This window comes from Neisseria sp. P0022.S010 (genome assembly GCF_051956635.1).
In genome coordinates, this window is sequence record NZ_JBQCXF010000005.1 from 17,129 (window position 1) to 35,055 (window position 17,927).

Consider the following 17,927-nt stretch of genomic DNA (forward strand, 5'->3'; position numbering starts at 1 on the left):
AGTTTGCAACAAGTTGAGGTTATCTAAAACAAGATTTAATTCAGTCATAAGCTTCTCATGATGAATAAACATGGTTTTCTATAACTTATTCTATTAATTATGTATTCAATAAACTCAAATCATCATTTGTTGGAATGGTAAGGTGATTTTCATTATTTCTAAATTCCCCATTAACATATTCTGAGAATGCACATGTTTTGCAGCAATAAACTAATCTATTAGTCTCTATTTCCTTCCATAAATCAAAACCATAGGTGCCATGGCAAATATTACATTCCATATCTGGTTCTTGAATAATAAATAAATTCTCTAAAAAATTTTGTAGCGATTGATAAATATATGATTTATTTCTTTGCATGGAAATATCTATTTGCCGTTTAAGAGATTTTAAATCGTAAAAACTAATTAGTGATTTTTTTATTGGATAATTAGGGATATCTAAAATTTCTATATTCATAAATTTAGAAATATTTGAATGGTGATCTAAAAATTCTTTCTCTAAACTAGGATAATCATGTAACCATTTAAGAATTAAAGTTGCGAGTAAGATATGATCTACATTATTACCTATACCCTCTATTTTTTCTTTTAAAGAAAGTATTATTTTTTTTTGCATAATTACTGCCCTTTCACTGGATATGTTGTGATTAAATTTCCCATTTTGTCAGTAAATATCTTAATATATCTAGTTGGTGTTCCTCCTTCCTTCAAACTAGTTATACCAATATTCTTACCAGTATCGACTACACGGACAAACTGACCGCCAGGGATGGCTGTTACTGGAGAGGATATCGTATTTCTACTTTGTAAAATAACTTTTAATTCATTTGGAGTTATTGAAAAAATAGAACGGCTATTTTCAACTGGCCTATAAAATGGCCGTCTATTAGAGTTAGCATAGGTAGTGTCGCCGCCACTCAAGCTGATAAATAAAGGTCGTCTGAAACAGTTTCCTAGTTTTCAGCCAACCCACATTGCATAATGAGGAGAATATCTTAAATAACCAAGCATCCTCAATCATAATTTAGAGAAATTATTTTTTCAGAGTCTAATTCTGTTAATATAATTAACTTATTAATTTTATCTATTTTCCATTCTGATATTATATCGGTAGATACTAAATTCTCTCTTGTTAAGTTTTTATCTGTAATAATTGCACCCAACTCATGAATAATACAAATTTTTTGATTCTCCAATAAATAAATATCAAAAACTATTCCATCTATATTTATCATATTAACTTCTAATTTTTGTATAGAAATACAAAAAACGACTGAATCAAATCCGATAAAAATATTTTTATCACCAAATATTAATACTTTTGGGGAAATACTTATACAGGAAACAGCTAATCCAATACCTATATTGAATTCTTTGTGAAAAGAAAGAATAAAACATCGATAAATCTCCTTTCCTTCCTCTCTTAGAATAATATATTTTTGATAAGTATTTAGTAAATAGTCCTCTAACTCTCTTATGGAATTATAAGGATATTTCGTTAATTTCATTATTTGAGACCTTTACAAAATTCCCAAAAATCCCCTAAATTCCGACCCAAGACATTTAGGGGATTTCTCATGAGTACCTTCTTCCAACAAATTGCACAGGCCATGATTGCCAAACACATCGATCGTTTCCCACTATTGAAATTAGAGCAGGTCATTGATTGGCAGTTGACCAAGGCAGCAACTGCTTATTCAGTATACACGTTTCCGTTGCTATGTTAACCGTGTTGCACGAGCTGACAACCTTCGACTCTACAGCATTCTTTCCCCTCGTACTGATCGACCTGCCCACAGGTGCAGCATTGACTGTATTGTTTAGTGGTTTAACACCTCAAAACCGACGAAAAACAAGACCTAAAGGCCGTCTGAAAGCAAAAACACGATTATCGTGTAAATTTGTTTTCAGACGGTTTTTCTATATACTTAATATCTGAAGCTTATCAGCTGACACCTTCAAACTTAAAAACACATCCACTCCCGCTACCGAATATGAATTTTTTAAAAGACATCACCTGGACCGAAATTTTCATCTTCGCCCACACCTGCGCCGCACTCGTCTGTATGCTGCGCGTGTTGTACAAACAAAAAAACATCGGCTCAACCTTTGCCTGGCTGATTATCCTATTCCTTTTCCCCGTATTCGGAACCATCGCCTACATCCTTATCGGCGAGCCTCGTCTCGGCACCGCCCGCGCCAAACGTACCGGCGAAATGAACCGCTTCTACCGCAACTTTGCCGCCACCCATCTAGCCGATATCTATCTCGACATTGCCGACCAAGTCAAATCACGTTACCACGGCATCAGTAAAGTTGCCGAAAAAGGAACGGGGCTGGGTGCCACCAAAGGCAACGCCATGAGTCTGCTCTCCACCACCGATGCCATCATCGACAGCATGCTCGCAGACATACGCGCCGCAACCCACTCCTGCCTGCTGGCTTTTTACATTATCGAGCCAAAAGGCCGCATCGAAGAAATTTTAAATGAAATTCTTGCCGCCGCAGATCGAGGCGTTGACTGCGCCATTCTGGCCGATGCCGTCGGCAGCAGGAGTTTTTTTGAAAGCGATTGGGTAGAGATACTGCGCCAAGCAGGCGTTGAAGTACATACCTCATTACCTGTCGGTATTTGGCGTACATTATTCACGCGCACCGACCTGCGCAACCACCGCAAAATCCTCGTTATCGACAGCAAAATCGGTTACACCGGCAGCTTCAACCTCGTCGACCCGCGCTATTTCAAACAAAACTCCGGGGTCGGAGAATGGGTCGATGTCATGATGCGCTGTACAGGGCCTATGGTTTTGGAACTGTCTGCCGTCTTCTTCGCCGACCTCGCCGTCGAAACCGATGAAAACCTCCAAAACGTACAAACATACCTCAATCAAGCCCAAAGCCTGCTGCCCCAAATCCTTCCTGAAAAAATGCAGCAAGGCGATATTGTTGCCCAAATCATTCCATCCGCTCCCGAGCAAGGCAGCTTTGTCATCTACGAAACCATCATCAGCGCCATCTATGCCGCCACCAAACAAATCACGATTACCACTCCCTACTTTGTCCCCGACGAGCCGCTTCTCATGGCATTAACCGTTGCCGCCAAACGCGGCGTCAAAGTGACCCTGATACTGCCAGCCAAAGTCGATTCACTGATGGTACGCTACGCCTCACGCGCCTACTACCCTATGTTGCTGGAAGCCGGGGTCAAAATTGCCATGTTTGAAGGTGGGCTCTTACATGCCAAAACCATGACCATTGACGAAGACTACTCCCTCTTCGGCACGGTCAACATGGACATGCGCAGCTTCTTCCTCAACCTCGAAATCAGCCTCGCCATCTACGATCGCGATACCACCAAACAAATCTGCCACCTACAGCGCAGCTACCTTAAAAGCAGCAGCTACATTGCCATCAAATCATGGCAACAACGCTCCAAACTCCGCGGCCTTGTGGAAAATGCCGTCCGTCTAATGAGCCCTTTGTTGTAAAACATAAATATTTAGGCCGTCTGAAAAATATTTTTCAGACGGCCTTTTAAATAAAACACTGATAGATAAAATTCTTTATTGACGGATATTCAAGCTATCCTTTCTCTCCCTCTCGGAAAAAGTAAGACTCAACCCATTTCCCAACCAAAGAATCTTTACCAAATTTAACTAAAATATAAACTAATTGATTTTTATAAAAATCCTATTAATTTGAGACTGGAATAAAACAGAATATATTTATTAATATCCATTAAGAATTTGATAATCATTATTATAACAATTAGAATAAGCAGTCAATTTTTTACTTAGGAAAAATCATGAATAAGGTCTACTCTCCTGTATTCCGCCTTAGTATCATTACACTCGCATTATCAACAAGCTTCGCTCATGCCGAAAATTTGCAACCCGCAGAAACTGCCGAGCTGAATGAAATTAAGGTCACCGGTACTGCCGTACCGACTCGTGTAACCCGCAACCAGCTCGACCGCGAAACTTCGACCGATTTGAAACAAGTCATGAAAGATCAAATCGGTATGGATGTCGGCGGCGGCAACGGCGTAGCGCAGTTTTACAGCATCCGCGGCGTTGGTGAAGACAAAATTAACCTAGAAGTCGACAACACCAGCCAATCCACAAAAATCTTCCACCACCAAAGCCGCTTCCAGCTTGATCCTGCTTTGGTGAAAAGCATCAACGTCGAAAAAGGCACGGGTGCGGCGAGCGCGGGTTTGGGTGCGGTCGGCGGTACCATCCGCGTAACAACGGTTGACGCAAAAGACCTGCTGACCGACGGCAAACCTTTCGGTTTCAAACTGGGCGCAGGCTTGAGCAGCAATAAAGGCTCAACCGGCAGCGCAGCGGTTTACGGCTATCAAAACGGCTTCGATGCCCTGTTTGCAGGCAACTTCCTCAACAACCGTGACTACAAAGATGGCAACGGCAATGTCAACCTCGGCAGTCGTCTGAAACAGCACAGCTACCTCGCCAAACTCGGCTACGATTTCAACGACGACCACGGCATCCGCCTAACCTACCGTCAGGAATACCAAAAAGGCAACCGCACCGACAAAGCCGAGTTCCAAAACGTTGACAGCTACATCGGCGTGGACGGCACTTATCAAAAAGAACAAACCTACAATCTGGAATACCGCGGCCGCAATGTCGGCTTCATCGACAAAATCGATGCCAACGTCTTCCAAATCAATACCGACGACACCAAACCGCCCAAAGGCGCCCCTTCTCCAAAAGCCCAAGCTTCCGGCACTGCGCAAGGCGGCGTTCCTATCGGCAAACTTGAGTTAAGCAAAATCAAAGCGACCGGCGCTAACCTGAACCTCGCCAGCTCTTTCGGCGACGGACACATGGTGAAATACGGCGTCAACTACCGCCACGAAACCTCAGAGCCTTCCGACAAAGGCGCGTGGCTGAAGATTCTCGGCCTGTATGACCGCGACAAAGAGAAAAAAGCCGAATACGGCGTGTACGCGGAAGGCATTTGGAACCTGCACCCCGTTACCCTGACCACCGGCCTGCGTTACGACCATTTCAAATACAACGCCGCCAGCAAACAAAGCGCGTCGCACGGCCAGCTCAACCCCAGCATCAGCGCGATTTGGGACATCAACGACAACTTCTCCCTCTTGGCAAACCTCAATCAGGCAAGCCGTGCGCCCCGCCTGAACGAAGCCCTGTTGGCTAACGAACGCGCAGGTGCCGCCGCCGATTTGGACAGCAACCTCAAAGCCGAAACCGCCCGCCGCGCCGAATTGGGCTTCAAATGGCGCAACGACAACTTCAACGTCAGCGGCAGCGTGTTCCACCAACGCATCAAAGACCTCATCGTCTATCGTTGGGCAAAAATCAACAACAACACCGCCTCCATCACCGAACGCGGCAAGATTTATAACGGCGGCACGCTCAAAACCTACGGCTACGAACTTGACGCATCCTACCGCTGGGGTGGTCTGACCGCGCGCGCCGGCGTGTCCTACGTCAAACCCCGTCTGAATGGCGAAATGTACTACGGCGAAAGCCCGATTCAAGCAGAAGACCACGAAAGCTCGTTCACCTTCTGGAACACCGGCCGCCAATGGCTGACCGGTCTGTCTTATCAGTTTGAAAACCCCAAACTCGAAATCGGCTGGCGCGGCCGCTACGCCCAAAGCGTGAAATACACCGACGTCGCCCGAGGACAAGGCACGATACACGGCAAGAAAGCCGGTTACGGCGTACACGACATCTACGCCAACTGGCAGCCGCTGAAAAAAGACAACCTGAACGTCAACTTCGCCGTCAACAATATCGGTAACAAGCAATACCGTTCACACAGCCAACGCTTCCCTGACGGCAACGGACGCGTGCCCTTCTACGAACGCGGCCGCGAGTTTGCCTTGGGCGTGAACTATCGTTTCTGATAATACGAACGACGTTATAAAGAAACCAAAAGGCCGTCTGAAATTCAATTTTCAGACGGCCTTTTATAATTCGTAGACAATTTGATTTTAAAGTATCTCCTCTCCCTTGCTAGTTACACAACGGATTATCCAGTCTTCAAATCTTCTCCATTGGGCTTCTTTTCCAAATCGGTCATGATTTGATTCCTTCTGAAAACTGACTACCAATTCTTCCAATATAAATAAAATATTATATAGATCATCTCCAGTGCCGTCTGAAAATATCAGGCTGTATTTTTACATTTAACCATACCGTTGGAGATTGATTCTATTTGTGCGTTTAAAAAATACAATGCAAATATTCATTACACTTTTACTGTAAACCATTTGACAAAGTCATCTTTAAAGCTATAATATTTCTCATATATGATTTTTATTATATGTGTTTATTTATAGACAATCCATTCTTAAACAAGGAGCAATAAAATGAAACGAAACTTGGGTACTTTGGATCGCGTAATCCGTATTGTTATCGGTGTAGCACTAATCGCTGCAGCCGCTACCGGACAAATTGGCTGGTGGGGTTGGCTGGGCATCATCCCCCTGGGTACAGCACTGATTGGCAACTGCGCGCTGTACAGTTTATTGGGCATCAACACCTGCCGCATCAACAAAAAATAACGAAGGCAAAACATGAGTACGGTCGGACAACTCCCGCGAATTACGCCTTCCGAAGCAATGGCAAAAATCCGTGAGGGCGCGTTGGCAGTCGATATCCGAAGCCAAGCCGAATATCGGGGCGGACATATTGGCGGTGCATTATCCCTTCCGCCTGAACAGCAGCGAGACAAACTGCCCGATGATACGGCCCCATGCCTAATTTTTTATTGCCTGAGCGGTAAACGTACAACACGGTCAGAAACAATATTGTCAGCACTTAGCCAAGGTCGCGAATGCTATATTCTAGAAGGCGGCTTACTGGCATGGAAATCAGTAGGACTTCCTATTGTTGCCGACCAGTCGGCACCGGACATCATGCGGCAGGTGCAAACCATAGCGGGCAGTTTGATTCTGTTGGGCGTGCTGGCAGGTTGGCTGGTATCGCCTTGGTTTTATCTGATAGACGTGATGGTCGGCGCAGGCCTGTTAACGGCCGGACTAACCGGATTCTGCGGCATGGCACGCCTGCTGGCCAAAATGCCATGGAACCATTAAGCAAAGGCCGTCTGAAAGTTGCTGCTGAGGCCATTATGACTGATAATTCGACCTCCTCATTTGCCGACAAGCGTGAAAAATGACCACTGCCGACAATCAACCGCCCTACGAAGAAGCCAGCGCTTTTCTCAAACTTCTGGCAAATCCCAACCGCCTCGCCGTATTGTGCAAACTACATGAAAGGCCGCACAATGTAACCGAATTGGCTGAATCATCCGGACTGCCGCAAGCGGCAATGTCCAGCCAATTAGCCCTGTTGCGCGAAGCCGGTTTGGTATCATTTGAAGTAAACCATCGGGAACGGCAATATTACATTGCCGACCCGAGGGTAACCGAGATGATACAGTTGCTGTATTCCTTTTTCTGTGCAGAAAAATCTTGAAATGTTGCCGAAATAAAATAGTCAAAAAATCTATCCATTTATAATTTTAAAGGCCGTCTGAAAATTTTCAGACGGCCTTTTCCTAACCTCTCTACTTAACCATCACCCTATCTTTCAAAGTCTTCAATACATTCTTCACCGTATTAATCCGCACTTCGATATTTTCCATCTCTGCGGTAAATCGCAGCTTATCGGCTCCGGCAAGGCGGTATTTTTTGTCATTCTGAATCAATAGGATGATTTCAGTTGGATCGACATTGTTGTTTTTGCCAAAGGTTACCGTTACCGCTTCGCTGGTTGCATCAATAGCATCTATACCCAATTCTTTTGCCGTAAGCCGTAAGTGGTGGCTTTCGATGAGGGTTTTGACGGGTTGTTCGGGCAGGCCGAAGCGGTCGACCAGTTCTTCGTGTATGGCGTTGATTTGCTGTACGGTTTCGCAGACGGCGAGGCGTTTGTAGAGGACGAGGCGCTCGTGAATGTCGGGGCAGTAGTCTTCAGGCAGTAATGCCGGGCTGTGCAGTTTGATTTCGGTGGTGATGCCCAGCGGTGCGTCGAGGTCGGGCTGGCGGCCTTTTTTGAGGTCGCGCACAGCTTGTTTGAGCATTTCGGTGTAGAGCGTGAAGCCGACCTGTATCATTTCGCCGGATTGTCCTTCGCCAAGGATTTCGCCTGCGCCACGGATTTCCAAATCCTGCATGGCTAGGGTGAAACCTGCACCGAGTTCGTCTGCCGCCGCGATGGCGTCGAGGCGTTTTTCTGCGTCTTTGGTGATGTATTCGGGCGTGAGCAGGTAGGCGTAGGCTTGGTGGTGGCTGCGGCCGACACGCCCGCGAAGCTGGTGCAGTTGCGCCAGTCCGAATTTGTCGGCGCGGTTGATGATGATGGTATTGGCGTTGGGGATGTCGATGCCGGTTTCAATGATGGTGGAACAGAGCAACACGTTGAATCTTTGCTGCAAAAAGTCGCGCATCACTTGCTCCAACTCGCGCTCGCGCAGTTGCCCGTGCGCCACGCCGATGCGGGCTTCGGGCAGCAGGGTTTCCAGCCGCTCGCGCATGTTTTCGATGGTATCCACTTCATTGTGCAGGAAAAACACTTGTCCACCGCGTTTGAGTTCGCGCAATACGGCTTCGCGCACGCTGCCTTCGCTGAAGGGTTTGACAAAGGTTTTGACGGCGAGGCGGCGGCTCGGTGCAGTGGTAATCAGTGAAAAGTCACGCAGGCCTTCGAGCGCCATGCTGAGGGTGCGCGGAATCGGCGTGGCAGTCATGGTAAGGATGTCGACATTGGCGCGCAGGCGTTTGAGCTGCTCTTTTTGGCGCACGCCGAAGCGGTGTTCTTCATCGATAATCACTAAGCCTAAGTTTTTGAATTTTATATCGTCCTGCACCAGTTTGTGCGTACCGATAACGATATCGACCGTGCCGTCCGCCATACCTTCCAGCGCGGCTTTGGTGGCTTTGCTGTTGTTGAAACGCGAAAGGCTGGCGACTTTCACGGGGAAATCGGCGAAGCGGTCGGCGAAATTTTGTGCGTGCTGCTCGACCAAAAGCGTGGTCGGGGCGAGTACAGCGACCTGTTTGCCGCCCATCACCGCCACAAACGCGGCGCGCAGGGCGACTTCGGTTTTGCCGAAGCCGACATCGCCGCACACAAGACGGTCCATCGGTTTCGCCTGCGTCAAGTCTTTAATCACGGCGGCTATGGCGGCGGCCTGGTCTTCGGTTTCTTCGTAGCCGAAGCCGTCGGCAAACGCCTGATAGTCCAACTCGTTGATTTCAAACTTGTGTCCTGATTGGGCGGCGCGTTGGGCGTAGAGGTTGAGCAACTCGGCGGCGGTGTCGCGCGCTTTTTCGGCGGCTTTACGCTTCGCCTTGTTCCACGCGCCGCTGCCGAGCTTGTGCAGAGCGACGTTTTCATACGCCTGACCGGAGTAGCGGCTGATTAAATGAAGCTGCGAAACAGGCACATAAAGCTGCGCTTCGCCTGCGTATTCAAGCAACATCATTTCGTTGGTTTCATCGCCCAAGTCCATTGTGACCAAGCCCATATATCGGCCGATGCCGTGTTCCTCGTGCACGACGGGGTCGCCGATGTTGATTTCGGCAAGGTCGCGCAACAGGCCGTCTGAAACGGCGGCGTGTTTCTTGCGATGATGTTTGCGCGAACGGGCAACGTATTGATAAAGATCGGATTCGGTAATGACCGCGATGTTTTGATCTTCTAATTTAAACCCGTAAGCCAACGGCGCAACCGTAATCATCAGCGGCTCGTGCGCCAATAAAAAGCCCTGCCAGTCGGACACGCTTTTGGCTTTCAAACCGTTTTGCTGCAAGAAACCGAGCATGGTTTCGCGTCGCCCCAAACTTTCGGCACACAGCAAAATCCGTCCTTCAAAGGTCGTCTGAAAATCCTTCAATGCCTGCAAAGGCTCGTCGGATTGGCGGTTCACGGCAAGATCGGGCAAGGTGTGTTCTTTTCCGGAAACATCGGGCAGCACTTGTCCGTAGTTTTTCAGACGGCCTGCGAACACATCGGCAGAGAGATACAAATGCTGTGGAAGCAAAGGCGGATAGGTTTCATCGCCCTGCGCCATGGCGTAACGCGATTTGACGTCGCTCCAAAAGCGGTTTGCCTCGGCGTGAACGTCGCCCAAAGAGACAAACAGCGCATCCTCGCCGATATAGTCAAACAGCGTTTCCAGCTCGTTTTCAAAAAACAGCGGCAGATAATATTCCACGCCCGCGCCGAAATGGCCGTTGCTGACGGCTTTGTACACAGCGGCATCGTTCGGATTGCCATCGACTTCCTCGCGGAAGCGGCTGCGGAAAATCTTTTGCGCCTCGCTGTCGGTGGGAAATTCGTGCGCCGGCAGCAGTCGGATTTCGGAAACGGGGGAGATGGTGCGCTGCGTGTCGGTGTCAAAGGTTTTGATGCTGTCGATTTCATCGTCGAACAAATCGATGCGGTAAGGCATTTCGCTGCCCATCGGAAACAAATCGACAATCCCGCCGCGCACGGCAAACTCGCCCGCAGCGACAACATGGGAAACATGGTTGTAGCCCGCATCCACCAAATCGGTTTTCAGACGGCCTATATCCAAAGTCTGCCCCGTTTTCAGCCAAAACGTGCGCCCCGCCAAAAACGGCACGGGCGGCAGTTTCTGCATTGCCGTGGCAACCGGCACGAACAACACGTCCGCCGCGCCGCTCTTAATCCGCCACAATGCCGACAAGCGCTCCGACACCAAATCCTGATGCGGAGAAAAACGCTCGTAAGGCAGCGTTTCCCAGTCCGGCAGGAACACCGCCGTATCGTGCGGACGGAAAAACAGCCAGGCCGTCTGAAGGCGTAGCGCCTGTTCCGCATCCTGGGTCAAGACAACCTTGAGCTGTTTATGCGGCAGATAACGCGCCAAAGCCAAGGGCAGCGAGCCTTGCGAAAGATTGAGCCAACGGGATTTTTCACGGGGTTTAGGAATCGGATAGGTCATGACAAAACAGTGTGCAATAAGTCAATACAAGCACCGCAGGCCGTCTGAAAAATTTTCAGACGGCCTTTAGCAATCAAATAGATTTTCAATTTTACTGGATACAGGTTTAAAAGAATACAAGGCCTTACATTCAAACCGCCACACCGGCCAATTTTCCAATAAACCCGGTTATCGCCAAAGCCGCCACGCCCCACAGGCACACGCGTATAACCGCAGGAACAACAGGTGCGCCGCCCAGTTTGGCGGAAACATAGCCCAGTAATGCCAGTCCGCACAAAGTGGAGACGGCCAATGCAGGGACAATGGCACCAGAAGCTGTCAATGCAACCAGTAAAGGCAAAATTGCGCCGGCACAAAATGAAGCGGCAGAAGCCAGCGCGGCCTGCATGGGACGGGCTGCCGAGGTTTCGGTGATGCCGATTTCGTCGCGCGCGTGGGCGGCAAGTGCATCGTGTTCCATCAAGGCTTGAGCGACTTCGGCAGCAAGCGCGCCGGACAAACCGCGGCGGCGGTAAATTTCAGTCAGCTCCTCCAACTCTGCATCAGGATTGTTTGCCAATTCGTAGCATTCTTTGTGCAAATCGGCTTTTTCCGTATCCGATTGGCTGGATACGGAAACGTACTCCCCCGCCGCCATCGATACTGCGCCCCCGATCAGCGCCGAAACACCGGTCAACAGCAGGGTTTGGAAATCGGGCGCGGCGGCGGCTACGCCTGTCAATAGCGAGGCAGTGGAAATCAACCCGTCATTGGCCCCCAATACGCTTGCCCGAAGCCAGTTGTTACGGTCGCTGAAATGGCGTTCGCTGTGGTGTGAATACATATATGCTCCAATAAATTGGCAGTGTCCAGATGATGATAACATTGTATTGTTTTTTGAAATCCATGTCAGTTCAACCCTAAAACCCAAACATTCACAAATCTTACGGCCATCATTCCAAACCATAAAAACCAACACTCCTCTTTGGATTTTTTCAGACGGCCTTAACGCTTTTACAAGCAAATTTATTGTTCCAAGTCATGGCATTATCACAAGGCAGTTTTGTGCTGCTTGGTTTATTCGTTTAAAGATGCTATCTTTATAAATCTTTCCACTCCTCAATCCATTGAAAGGATGTATCATGGCCGAAGAAAACAAAATCAAAGTAAACGATTTGCCTGAAGATAAAAAAGAGCAAACCGAAGAAACCGAGCTGCCCGTTATCAACAACGAAGAAAAACGCGGCGGTCACAGCGAAGGCGGTTGCTGCGGCGCATGCGGCGGCTAATCTTCCCGATAAAGCCTCAAGGCCGTCTGAAAAGTCTTACTTTTCAGACGGCCTTTTCCTTTCTAAACACTTACAGGTAAATCAATGAAAGGATGCGGGAGAAGAATTTAAACCCAACCGCGTTTGTGCTACATTCACATCTTTACAAACCACAACAATCTGCCCCCGCAGACACACAAGGAAGAAAAAAATGTTTTGGTATATCGTCAGCTTTTTCGCCATTATCGTTTCCCTACTCGCCCTCTGGGTCAACGCCAGCGCGTTCGGTATGCAGGACGACGGCACGCCGCAATCCGAATATGAAAAAATGTTGGGACTGGGTGCGAAATTGAAAGATAAAGAGACAGCCGCGAAAGAGCGCGAAGCGGCACGTTTTCACCCTGACGATTAAGCCTTACCGACTGGACAATCTTGCCGAACTGGGCTAATGTTCCAAACGCATAACGCACACCAACACAACTATACGAGAAGGTAAGAGAAATGACTGTACGAATCGAACACGATTTATTGGGCGACCGCGAAATCCCCGCTGATGTTTATTGGGGTGTCCACACGCTGCGCGCCATTGAAAACTTTAAAATTTCCACGCAAAAAATTTCCGACGTACCGCAATTTGTCCGCAGCATGGTGATGGTTAAAAAAGCCACCGCGCAAGCCAACGGCGCATTGGGTGCCATCAAGCCGGAAATTGCGGCCGCCATTGAAAAAGCCTGCGACGAAGTATTGGTCAAAGGCCACTGCCTCGACCAATTCCCGTCCGATGTTTATCAAGGCGGCGCCGGTACTTCGGTCAACATGAACACCAACGAAGTCATTGCCAACCTTGCGCTGGAAGTGTTGGGATACGAAAAAGGCCGCTACGACATCGTCAATCCGATGGACCATGTCAATGCCAGCCAATCCACCAACGACGCCTATCCTACCGGCTTCCGCCTTGCCGTGTATTACAGCATCGGCGAATTGCTCGACAAACTGGCCATCCTGAAAAACGCCTTTGCCGCCAAAGCCGAAGAGTTTAAAGACGTTTTGAAAATGGGCCGCACCCAGCTTCAAGACGCCGTACCGATGACGGCCGGACAAGAATTCCAATCTTTCCAAGTGTTGCTGGAAGAAGAAATCCTCAACCTCGACCGCACCCGATCCCTGCTGCTTGAAGTCAATCTCGGCGCCACCGCCATCGGTACAGGCGTGAATACGCCTAAAGGCTATGCGGCTTTGGTTGTTGAGAAACTTTCCGAAGTCAGCGGCCTGCCTTGCAAACTGACTGAAAACCTGATCGAAGCAACCTCCGACTGCGGCGCATATGTGATGGTACACGGCGCATTGAAACGCACAGCCGTCAAACTGTCCAAAATCTGTAACGACTTGCGCCTGCTCTCTTCCGGCCCGCGCGCCGGTTTGAAAGAAATCAACCTGCCTGAATTGCAGGCCGGTTCTTCCATCATGCCGGCCAAAGTCAATCCGGTAATTCCTGAAGTCGTCAACCAAGTGTGCTTCAAAGTCATCGGCAACGACACCACCATCACTTTCGCAGCCGAAGCAGGTCAATTGCAGCTGAACGTCATGGAGCCGGTCATCGCCCAATGTATGTTTGAAACCATTTCCCTCTTGGGCAACGCCGCGGTCAACCTGTCCGAAAAATGCGTCAAAGGCATTACGGTCAACCGCGAAATCTGCGAACGCTACGTTTTCAACTCCATCGGTTTGGTCACTTATCTGAATCCGTATATCGGCCACCACAACGGCGATTTGGTCGGCAAGATCTGCGCCCAAACCGGCAAAGGCGTGCGCGAAGTCGTACTGGAGCGCGGCCTGTTGAGCGAAGAAGAGCTCAACCGCATCCTCTCACCAGAAAACCTGATGAATCCGCATCTGTAATCAGGATTTGAAATCAAAGGCCGTCTGAAACTTCACTTTTAAAATTTCAGACGGCCTTTTCATATTCATATTGATACTTAATCGATTTTTTCTGCGAAATTCAAAATTAAAAGATAGCCTAACCGCAGGGTTTGATTTAACATGGTGCTGCCCTATCCTGTTTCCTTCTCCAATTCACGCAAACCGGATTCGGCAAAACGGTCAAAATAACATCTTCATTTATTAGGAAAAACCAATGAGTAAAATTACACGCGAACAAATGCTGCAAGTATTCGAAAATCGCTGCTCCACCCGTTATTACGATCCCGAAAAAAAAAATCAGCCAAGAAGATTTTGCAGCGATTTTAGAATTTGCCCGCCTTTCTCCCAGCTCCGTCGGCTCCGAGCCATGGAAATTTTTGGTTATCCAAAACAAAGCCTTGAGAGAAAAGCTCAAACCTTTCAGCTGGGGTATGCAATCGCAACTGGACGACTGCAGCCATCTGGTTATTATCCTTGCCAAGAAAAATGCCCGTTACGATACCCCGTTCTTCCGCAGTGTTGCCGAACGTAGAGGCCTGCAAGGCGAACAGCTGGAAAAAGCGTTGGCAAGATACAAAAGCTTCCAAGAAACCGACATTAAAATTGCCGATGACCAACGCGCACTCTTTGACTGGAGCGGCAAGCAAACCTATATCGCTTTGGCCAATATGCTCACAGGCGCAGCCGCCATCGGCATCGATTCCTGCCCAATCGAAGGCTTCAACTACGACAAAATGAACGAAGTATTGGCAGCAGAAGGCCTGTTTGATGCCAACGAATGGGGCGTATCCGTAGCGGCAACATTCGGCTATCGCGCCAAAGAAATTACCAAAAAAGCACGCAAACCGATTGAAGAAATGGTAACTTGGGTTGAATAAGCGGTTTGGATTTTCAGGGCGGCCCATGCCGCCCTTTTATTTTTTTCTAAAAGAGAAGCAAATTCCGTAACAACAAAGACTGCTAAAAATCCAAATAAAAAGGCCATCTCAAACCCTGTGTCAGAAATCCTAGATTTCATTTCACAACGTTTCAGACGGCCTTGTTTAATACGCTACTGCTTAGAACGATACTTTCAAACTGCCGTAGAAAGCACGGCCATGTTCGTTGTATGTTTGTGCGCCGGCAGTTGTGCGGTACAGTTTTTTATTGAACAGGTTGCTGACACCGCCACGAACGGCCACGCGTTTGTTCCAGTTGTAGCCGGCATTGATGCCCCAAATGCCGTAAGAGCCGACTTGCGTTTGGTTATGTTCGGAAGTCAAAGGAGTAACCCCTGCACGAGGATTACCGTCTCGTTCCAGTCTATTAATCGCTACGCCGCGCGGTTTAGTACGGCCATAGTGGGTAAAGGTCAGGTTGGCATCAAAATGTTCGTTTGGTGTCCAAGACAACGTGCTGTTGAGGGTATGCTTCGGTACCAGAGACAATGGATTACCTTGATAATCTTCAGATTTGTGCATATAAGTGAAATTGTTGCTCCACTTGAGTGTGTCATGCAACGGAATCACCAAGTTGCCTTCGATACCCGAAATAGTCGCTTTCGGCGTATTTTCCCATTGCAAAAGCCAGTTGCGGATATTGCTGGTGGCAATGATATTTTCACCAATCACGATTTTATTGCGGTACGCATTATGGAAATAAGTCGCGGATGCCTGCCAGCCGTTTTTATTGAACTCAAGGCCAATCTCTTTATTGATACTGGTTTCAGGTTTCAAATTGCCATTGCCCATGTAGTAACAGCGGACACTGTTCGGCGCATCAATCGGACAACCTTGACCGCGCGTGTACAGGATAAAGTCAGGATTGGTTTGATACAGATTTGGCGCTTTATACGCACGGGCAATCCCGCCTTTGACCAACCAGTTTTCGCCGATTTGATGCGAGAAGTTCAACGCCGGACTCCAGTTGCTGCCGCTGTCACTGTTGTGGTCGAAACGGATGGCCGAAATCAGATGGGTTTTGTCGGTCAACGAAATATTGTCTTCAACGTAAACTGCCCAGTTGCGTTGCGATGCCTTACCGCCGCGTACTGCTGAAATACCATCAAACACGTCAGTCTTACCTTGGTCTTTAAATCCCTGACTATTGGAAGCAGGATCATCCAGCTTACTGTCAGTAAATTCTGCGCCGACCGTCAATACATTATCAACACCGAGTTTAAACGGAATATTGGCTTCGCTGCTGAAACGCAGGTTTTTCAGACGGCTTTGAACAAAATCCAAGCCTGTATAGCTGCCTTCGGGACCGCCGGCCAAACCTTCAGGCAAGTGGCTGTTGACTGTACGCTCATAACTGATCACGTTTTTGGTATCGCCCCATTCCCATGCGCCGTCATGCGTTAAAGAATAAGCGGAACGATATAAACGGGCAGTTTCGGCTTTGCCGTCAGCTAAAGAATTAACTAAAGCGGAACGTGGATTGCTGTTTTGCGTATCGCCGTTGTAGATATTGCCCTGACGGCTGTAGCTGCTGTCTAAAATCAATGTTTGCGCAGGGCTGATTTTCCATTGCAGACGGCCTGCAATGTCTTTATTGCGTACGCCTTCGACACCGGCCGCGCTGTCGTTGCCGTGTCCGGCATTGATATCGGCTGCATCTGCATCCGTTTTATTCAGGTTGCCGTAAATGCGGAAGCCCAAAGTATCTTGAATAATCGGACCGCTCAAATTGAAGCCGATACGGCGAGTTGCGCCTTCTTTGCTGTCTTGCGGCTGATTGGCGTAAAGATTGACTTGGCCTTTTAATTCTTTAGACACTTTTTTGGTAACAATATTGACCACGCCGCCCATCGCGCCGGAGCCGTAACGTGTTGCCGCCGGACCGCGCAAAACGGTGATGGATTCAATTTCTTCAACCGGCACCCAGTTGCTGTCGCCGCGCGTATTGCGTTCACCGCGCATACTGATACGCTCGGATTGGCGCGAGTTTACAGGCTTGCCGTCAATCAGAATCAATGTGTTTTCAGGGCCCATACCGCGCAGGTCGATTTGGCGTTTGTTGCCGCGCTGACCCGTCGCTGTATTGCCGGTCAGGTTGACGCCCGGCATGGTGCGGACAAATTCGGAAATATCGTTGACGGCAGGACGCTTGTCGATGTCGTCTTTTGAAATACGCGACACGCCCAGCGACTGTTGCAGTTGCTTCTCGGCAGTAACGTAAACGGTATCGACTTCAGCCTGTTCGGCAGCTTTCTCTTCAGCAGCGTGAGAGAATGCGCTGATTAATGCCAAAGGCAAAATGGCGAGTGTGAATGTTTTCATTGCATCGTTTCTCTTTAACTTTGTTTGTTAAAATCAAAATAAAAATTATTCGGGATTTTAAATAAACTTAACAGAGTTTTCAATGCAATTAAGAGTGATTTACAATTATTCGTTAAATTAAGCCAATAAAAATAACCAAATGCCTAATAATTAAAAAGGCCGTCTGAACCGGCATGAAAGGGAATCTGAGATTCCTATCATACCGTTCAGACGGCCTTATTCAAATTTTAATTATTTGCCTGCTGCTTTTTGCAAAAGGGCATACAATTCGTCTTTGAGTTTGAGTTTGGCTTTTTTCAGCTCCTCGATTTCTTCGGAGCCGCTGGTTACCACGTTATTCACCAAACCGGTAATTTTATCGTCCAGCTCGTTGTGTTCCTCAAACAAACGGGCAAAGTGTGCATCCTCTTGTTTCAGTTTAGAAATCAGATCGCGATATTCTGGAAACATTTTGTTTTCCTCTCTTGTTAATTAAATAAAAAAGTACTGCTGCCAAAAACTAGGACGAATTAATCTTTAGCTTCAT

The 17,927-nt window shown here is 48.0% G+C and carries 16 protein-coding genes and 1 pseudogene; 10 read left to right on the forward strand and 7 right to left on the reverse strand.

The window, feature by feature from the left end:
- Positions 1-97: 97 nt before the first annotated feature.
- The 3 genes from ACTHUT_RS01360 to ACTHUT_RS01370 all read right to left on the reverse strand — a co-directional run bounded on the left by ACTHUT_RS01360 (position 98) and on the right by ACTHUT_RS01370 (position 1,508).
- Positions 98-616: a hypothetical protein gene (locus ACTHUT_RS01360; protein WP_440385780.1), complete on the reverse strand. Its 519-nt coding sequence runs from the start codon at positions 614-616 to the stop codon at positions 98-100.
- A 2-nt stretch (positions 617-618) separates the two neighbouring features.
- Positions 619-921 (reverse strand): hypothetical protein, encoded by a 303-nt coding sequence (locus ACTHUT_RS01365; protein WP_440418663.1) that lies wholly within the window; start codon positions 919-921, stop codon positions 619-621.
- A gap of 92 nt (positions 922-1,013) precedes the next feature.
- Positions 1,014-1,508 carry a hypothetical protein gene (locus tag ACTHUT_RS01370; protein WP_440385779.1) on the reverse strand — a complete coding sequence of 165 codons (495 nt, stop codon included), beginning with the start codon at positions 1,506-1,508 and terminating at the stop codon, positions 1,014-1,016.
- Positions 1,509-1,577: 69 nt separating this feature from the next.
- On the opposite strand from ACTHUT_RS01370, the gene ACTHUT_RS01375 reads away from it, so the two are divergent.
- The 6 genes from ACTHUT_RS01375 (at position 1,578) to ACTHUT_RS01400 (ending at position 7,478) form a co-directional block, all read left to right on the forward strand.
- Positions 1,578-1,727, forward strand: a complete 150-nt coding sequence (locus ACTHUT_RS01375; protein ID WP_349267146.1) for a hypothetical protein — start codon at positions 1,578-1,580, stop codon at positions 1,725-1,727.
- A 267-nt stretch (positions 1,728-1,994) separates the two neighbouring features.
- Complete coding sequence (gene cls / locus ACTHUT_RS01380; protein WP_293207900.1) at positions 1,995-3,488, forward strand: cardiolipin synthase; 1,494 nt, start codon at positions 1,995-1,997, stop codon at positions 3,486-3,488.
- A 317-nt stretch (positions 3,489-3,805) separates the two neighbouring features.
- Positions 3,806-5,902, forward strand: coding sequence for a TonB-dependent receptor plug domain-containing protein (locus ACTHUT_RS01385; protein WP_440385778.1), 2,097 nt, complete (start codon positions 3,806-3,808; stop codon positions 5,900-5,902).
- A gap of 465 nt (positions 5,903-6,367) precedes the next feature.
- Positions 6,368-6,562 (forward strand): YgaP family membrane protein, encoded by a 195-nt coding sequence (locus tag ACTHUT_RS01390; RefSeq protein ID WP_003685761.1) that lies wholly within the window; start codon positions 6,368-6,370, stop codon positions 6,560-6,562.
- Positions 6,563-6,574: 12 nt separating this feature from the next.
- Positions 6,575-7,096, forward strand: coding sequence for a rhodanese-like domain-containing protein (locus ACTHUT_RS01395; RefSeq protein ID WP_440385777.1), 522 nt, complete (start codon positions 6,575-6,577; stop codon positions 7,094-7,096).
- A gap of 79 nt (positions 7,097-7,175) precedes the next feature.
- Positions 7,176-7,478: an ArsR/SmtB family transcription factor gene (locus ACTHUT_RS01400; protein ID WP_070625688.1), complete on the forward strand. Its 303-nt coding sequence runs from the start codon at positions 7,176-7,178 to the stop codon at positions 7,476-7,478.
- Between the two features lie 91 nt (positions 7,479-7,569).
- On the opposite strand, the gene mfd is transcribed toward ACTHUT_RS01400, so the two are convergent.
- Positions 7,570-10,974 carry a transcription-repair coupling factor gene (gene mfd / locus ACTHUT_RS01405; RefSeq protein WP_440385776.1) on the reverse strand — a complete coding sequence of 1,135 codons (3,405 nt, stop codon included), beginning with the start codon at positions 10,972-10,974 and terminating at the stop codon, positions 7,570-7,572.
- A gap of 130 nt (positions 10,975-11,104) precedes the next feature.
- The gene (locus tag ACTHUT_RS01410) at positions 11,105-11,797 is read right to left on the reverse strand and encodes a VIT1/CCC1 transporter family protein (RefSeq protein WP_440385775.1); all 693 of its coding nucleotides are present in this window, start codon (positions 11,795-11,797) and stop codon (positions 11,105-11,107) included.
- A 298-nt stretch (positions 11,798-12,095) separates the two neighbouring features.
- Between ACTHUT_RS01410 and ACTHUT_RS01415 the strand changes: the two genes are divergently transcribed.
- The 4 genes and pseudogenes from ACTHUT_RS01415 (at position 12,096) to ACTHUT_RS01430 (ending at position 15,019) form a co-directional block, all read left to right on the forward strand.
- Positions 12,096-12,242: a hypothetical protein gene (locus tag ACTHUT_RS01415; protein WP_003685706.1), complete on the forward strand. Its 147-nt coding sequence runs from the start codon at positions 12,096-12,098 to the stop codon at positions 12,240-12,242.
- A 190-nt stretch (positions 12,243-12,432) separates the two neighbouring features.
- Positions 12,433-12,633, forward strand: coding sequence for a hypothetical protein (locus ACTHUT_RS01420; protein ID WP_063068698.1), 201 nt, complete (start codon positions 12,433-12,435; stop codon positions 12,631-12,633).
- Between the two features lie 89 nt (positions 12,634-12,722).
- Positions 12,723-14,120 carry an aspartate ammonia-lyase gene (aspA, locus tag ACTHUT_RS01425; RefSeq protein ID WP_440385774.1) on the forward strand — a complete coding sequence of 466 codons (1,398 nt, stop codon included), beginning with the start codon at positions 12,723-12,725 and terminating at the stop codon, positions 14,118-14,120.
- A gap of 235 nt (positions 14,121-14,355) precedes the next feature.
- Positions 14,356-15,019, forward strand: a pseudogene (locus ACTHUT_RS01430) (NAD(P)H-dependent oxidoreductase).
- A gap of 180 nt (positions 15,020-15,199) precedes the next feature.
- Here the strand turns inward: ACTHUT_RS01430 and ACTHUT_RS01435 are convergent.
- Positions 15,200-17,401, reverse strand: coding sequence for a FepA family TonB-dependent siderophore receptor (locus tag ACTHUT_RS01435; protein WP_440385773.1), 2,202 nt, complete (start codon positions 17,399-17,401; stop codon positions 15,200-15,202).
- A gap of 231 nt (positions 17,402-17,632) precedes the next feature.
- Positions 17,633-17,851, reverse strand: coding sequence for a YdcH family protein (locus tag ACTHUT_RS01440; protein WP_036491484.1), 219 nt, complete (start codon positions 17,849-17,851; stop codon positions 17,633-17,635).
- Positions 17,852-17,927: the final 76 nt, after the last annotated feature.

Bases quoted from the DNA above. Each gene is read 5' to 3' on its own strand.
- ACTHUT_RS01360 (WP_440385780.1), bottom strand. From the start codon at position 616: ATGCAAAAAAAAATAATACTTTCTTTAAAAGAAAAAATAGAGGGTATA.
- ACTHUT_RS01370 (WP_440385779.1), bottom strand. From the start codon at position 1,508: ATGAAATTAACGAAATATCCTTATAATTCCATAAGAGAGTTAGAGGAC.
- ACTHUT_RS01375 (WP_349267146.1), top strand. From the start codon at position 1,578: ATGAGTACCTTCTTCCAACAAATTGCACAGGCCATGATTGCCAAACAC.
- cls (WP_293207900.1), top strand. From the start codon at position 1,995: ATGAATTTTTTAAAAGACATCACCTGGACCGAAATTTTCATCTTCGCC.
- ACTHUT_RS01385 (WP_440385778.1), top strand. From the start codon at position 3,806: ATGAATAAGGTCTACTCTCCTGTATTCCGCCTTAGTATCATTACACTC.
- ACTHUT_RS01390 (WP_003685761.1), top strand. From the start codon at position 6,368: ATGAAACGAAACTTGGGTACTTTGGATCGCGTAATCCGTATTGTTATC.
- ACTHUT_RS01395 (WP_440385777.1), top strand. From the start codon at position 6,575: ATGAGTACGGTCGGACAACTCCCGCGAATTACGCCTTCCGAAGCAATG.
- ACTHUT_RS01400 (WP_070625688.1), top strand. From the start codon at position 7,176: ATGACCACTGCCGACAATCAACCGCCCTACGAAGAAGCCAGCGCTTTT.
- mfd (WP_440385776.1), bottom strand. From the start codon at position 10,974: ATGACCTATCCGATTCCTAAACCCCGTGAAAAATCCCGTTGGCTCAAT.
- ACTHUT_RS01410 (WP_440385775.1), bottom strand. From the start codon at position 11,797: ATGTATTCACACCACAGCGAACGCCATTTCAGCGACCGTAACAACTGG.
- ACTHUT_RS01415 (WP_003685706.1), top strand. From the start codon at position 12,096: ATGGCCGAAGAAAACAAAATCAAAGTAAACGATTTGCCTGAAGATAAA.
- ACTHUT_RS01420 (WP_063068698.1), top strand. From the start codon at position 12,433: ATGTTTTGGTATATCGTCAGCTTTTTCGCCATTATCGTTTCCCTACTC.
- aspA (WP_440385774.1), top strand. From the start codon at position 12,723: ATGACTGTACGAATCGAACACGATTTATTGGGCGACCGCGAAATCCCC.
- ACTHUT_RS01435 (WP_440385773.1), bottom strand. From the start codon at position 17,401: ATGAAAACATTCACACTCGCCATTTTGCCTTTGGCATTAATCAGCGCA.
- ACTHUT_RS01440 (WP_036491484.1), bottom strand. From the start codon at position 17,851: ATGTTTCCAGAATATCGCGATCTGATTTCTAAACTGAAACAAGAGGAT.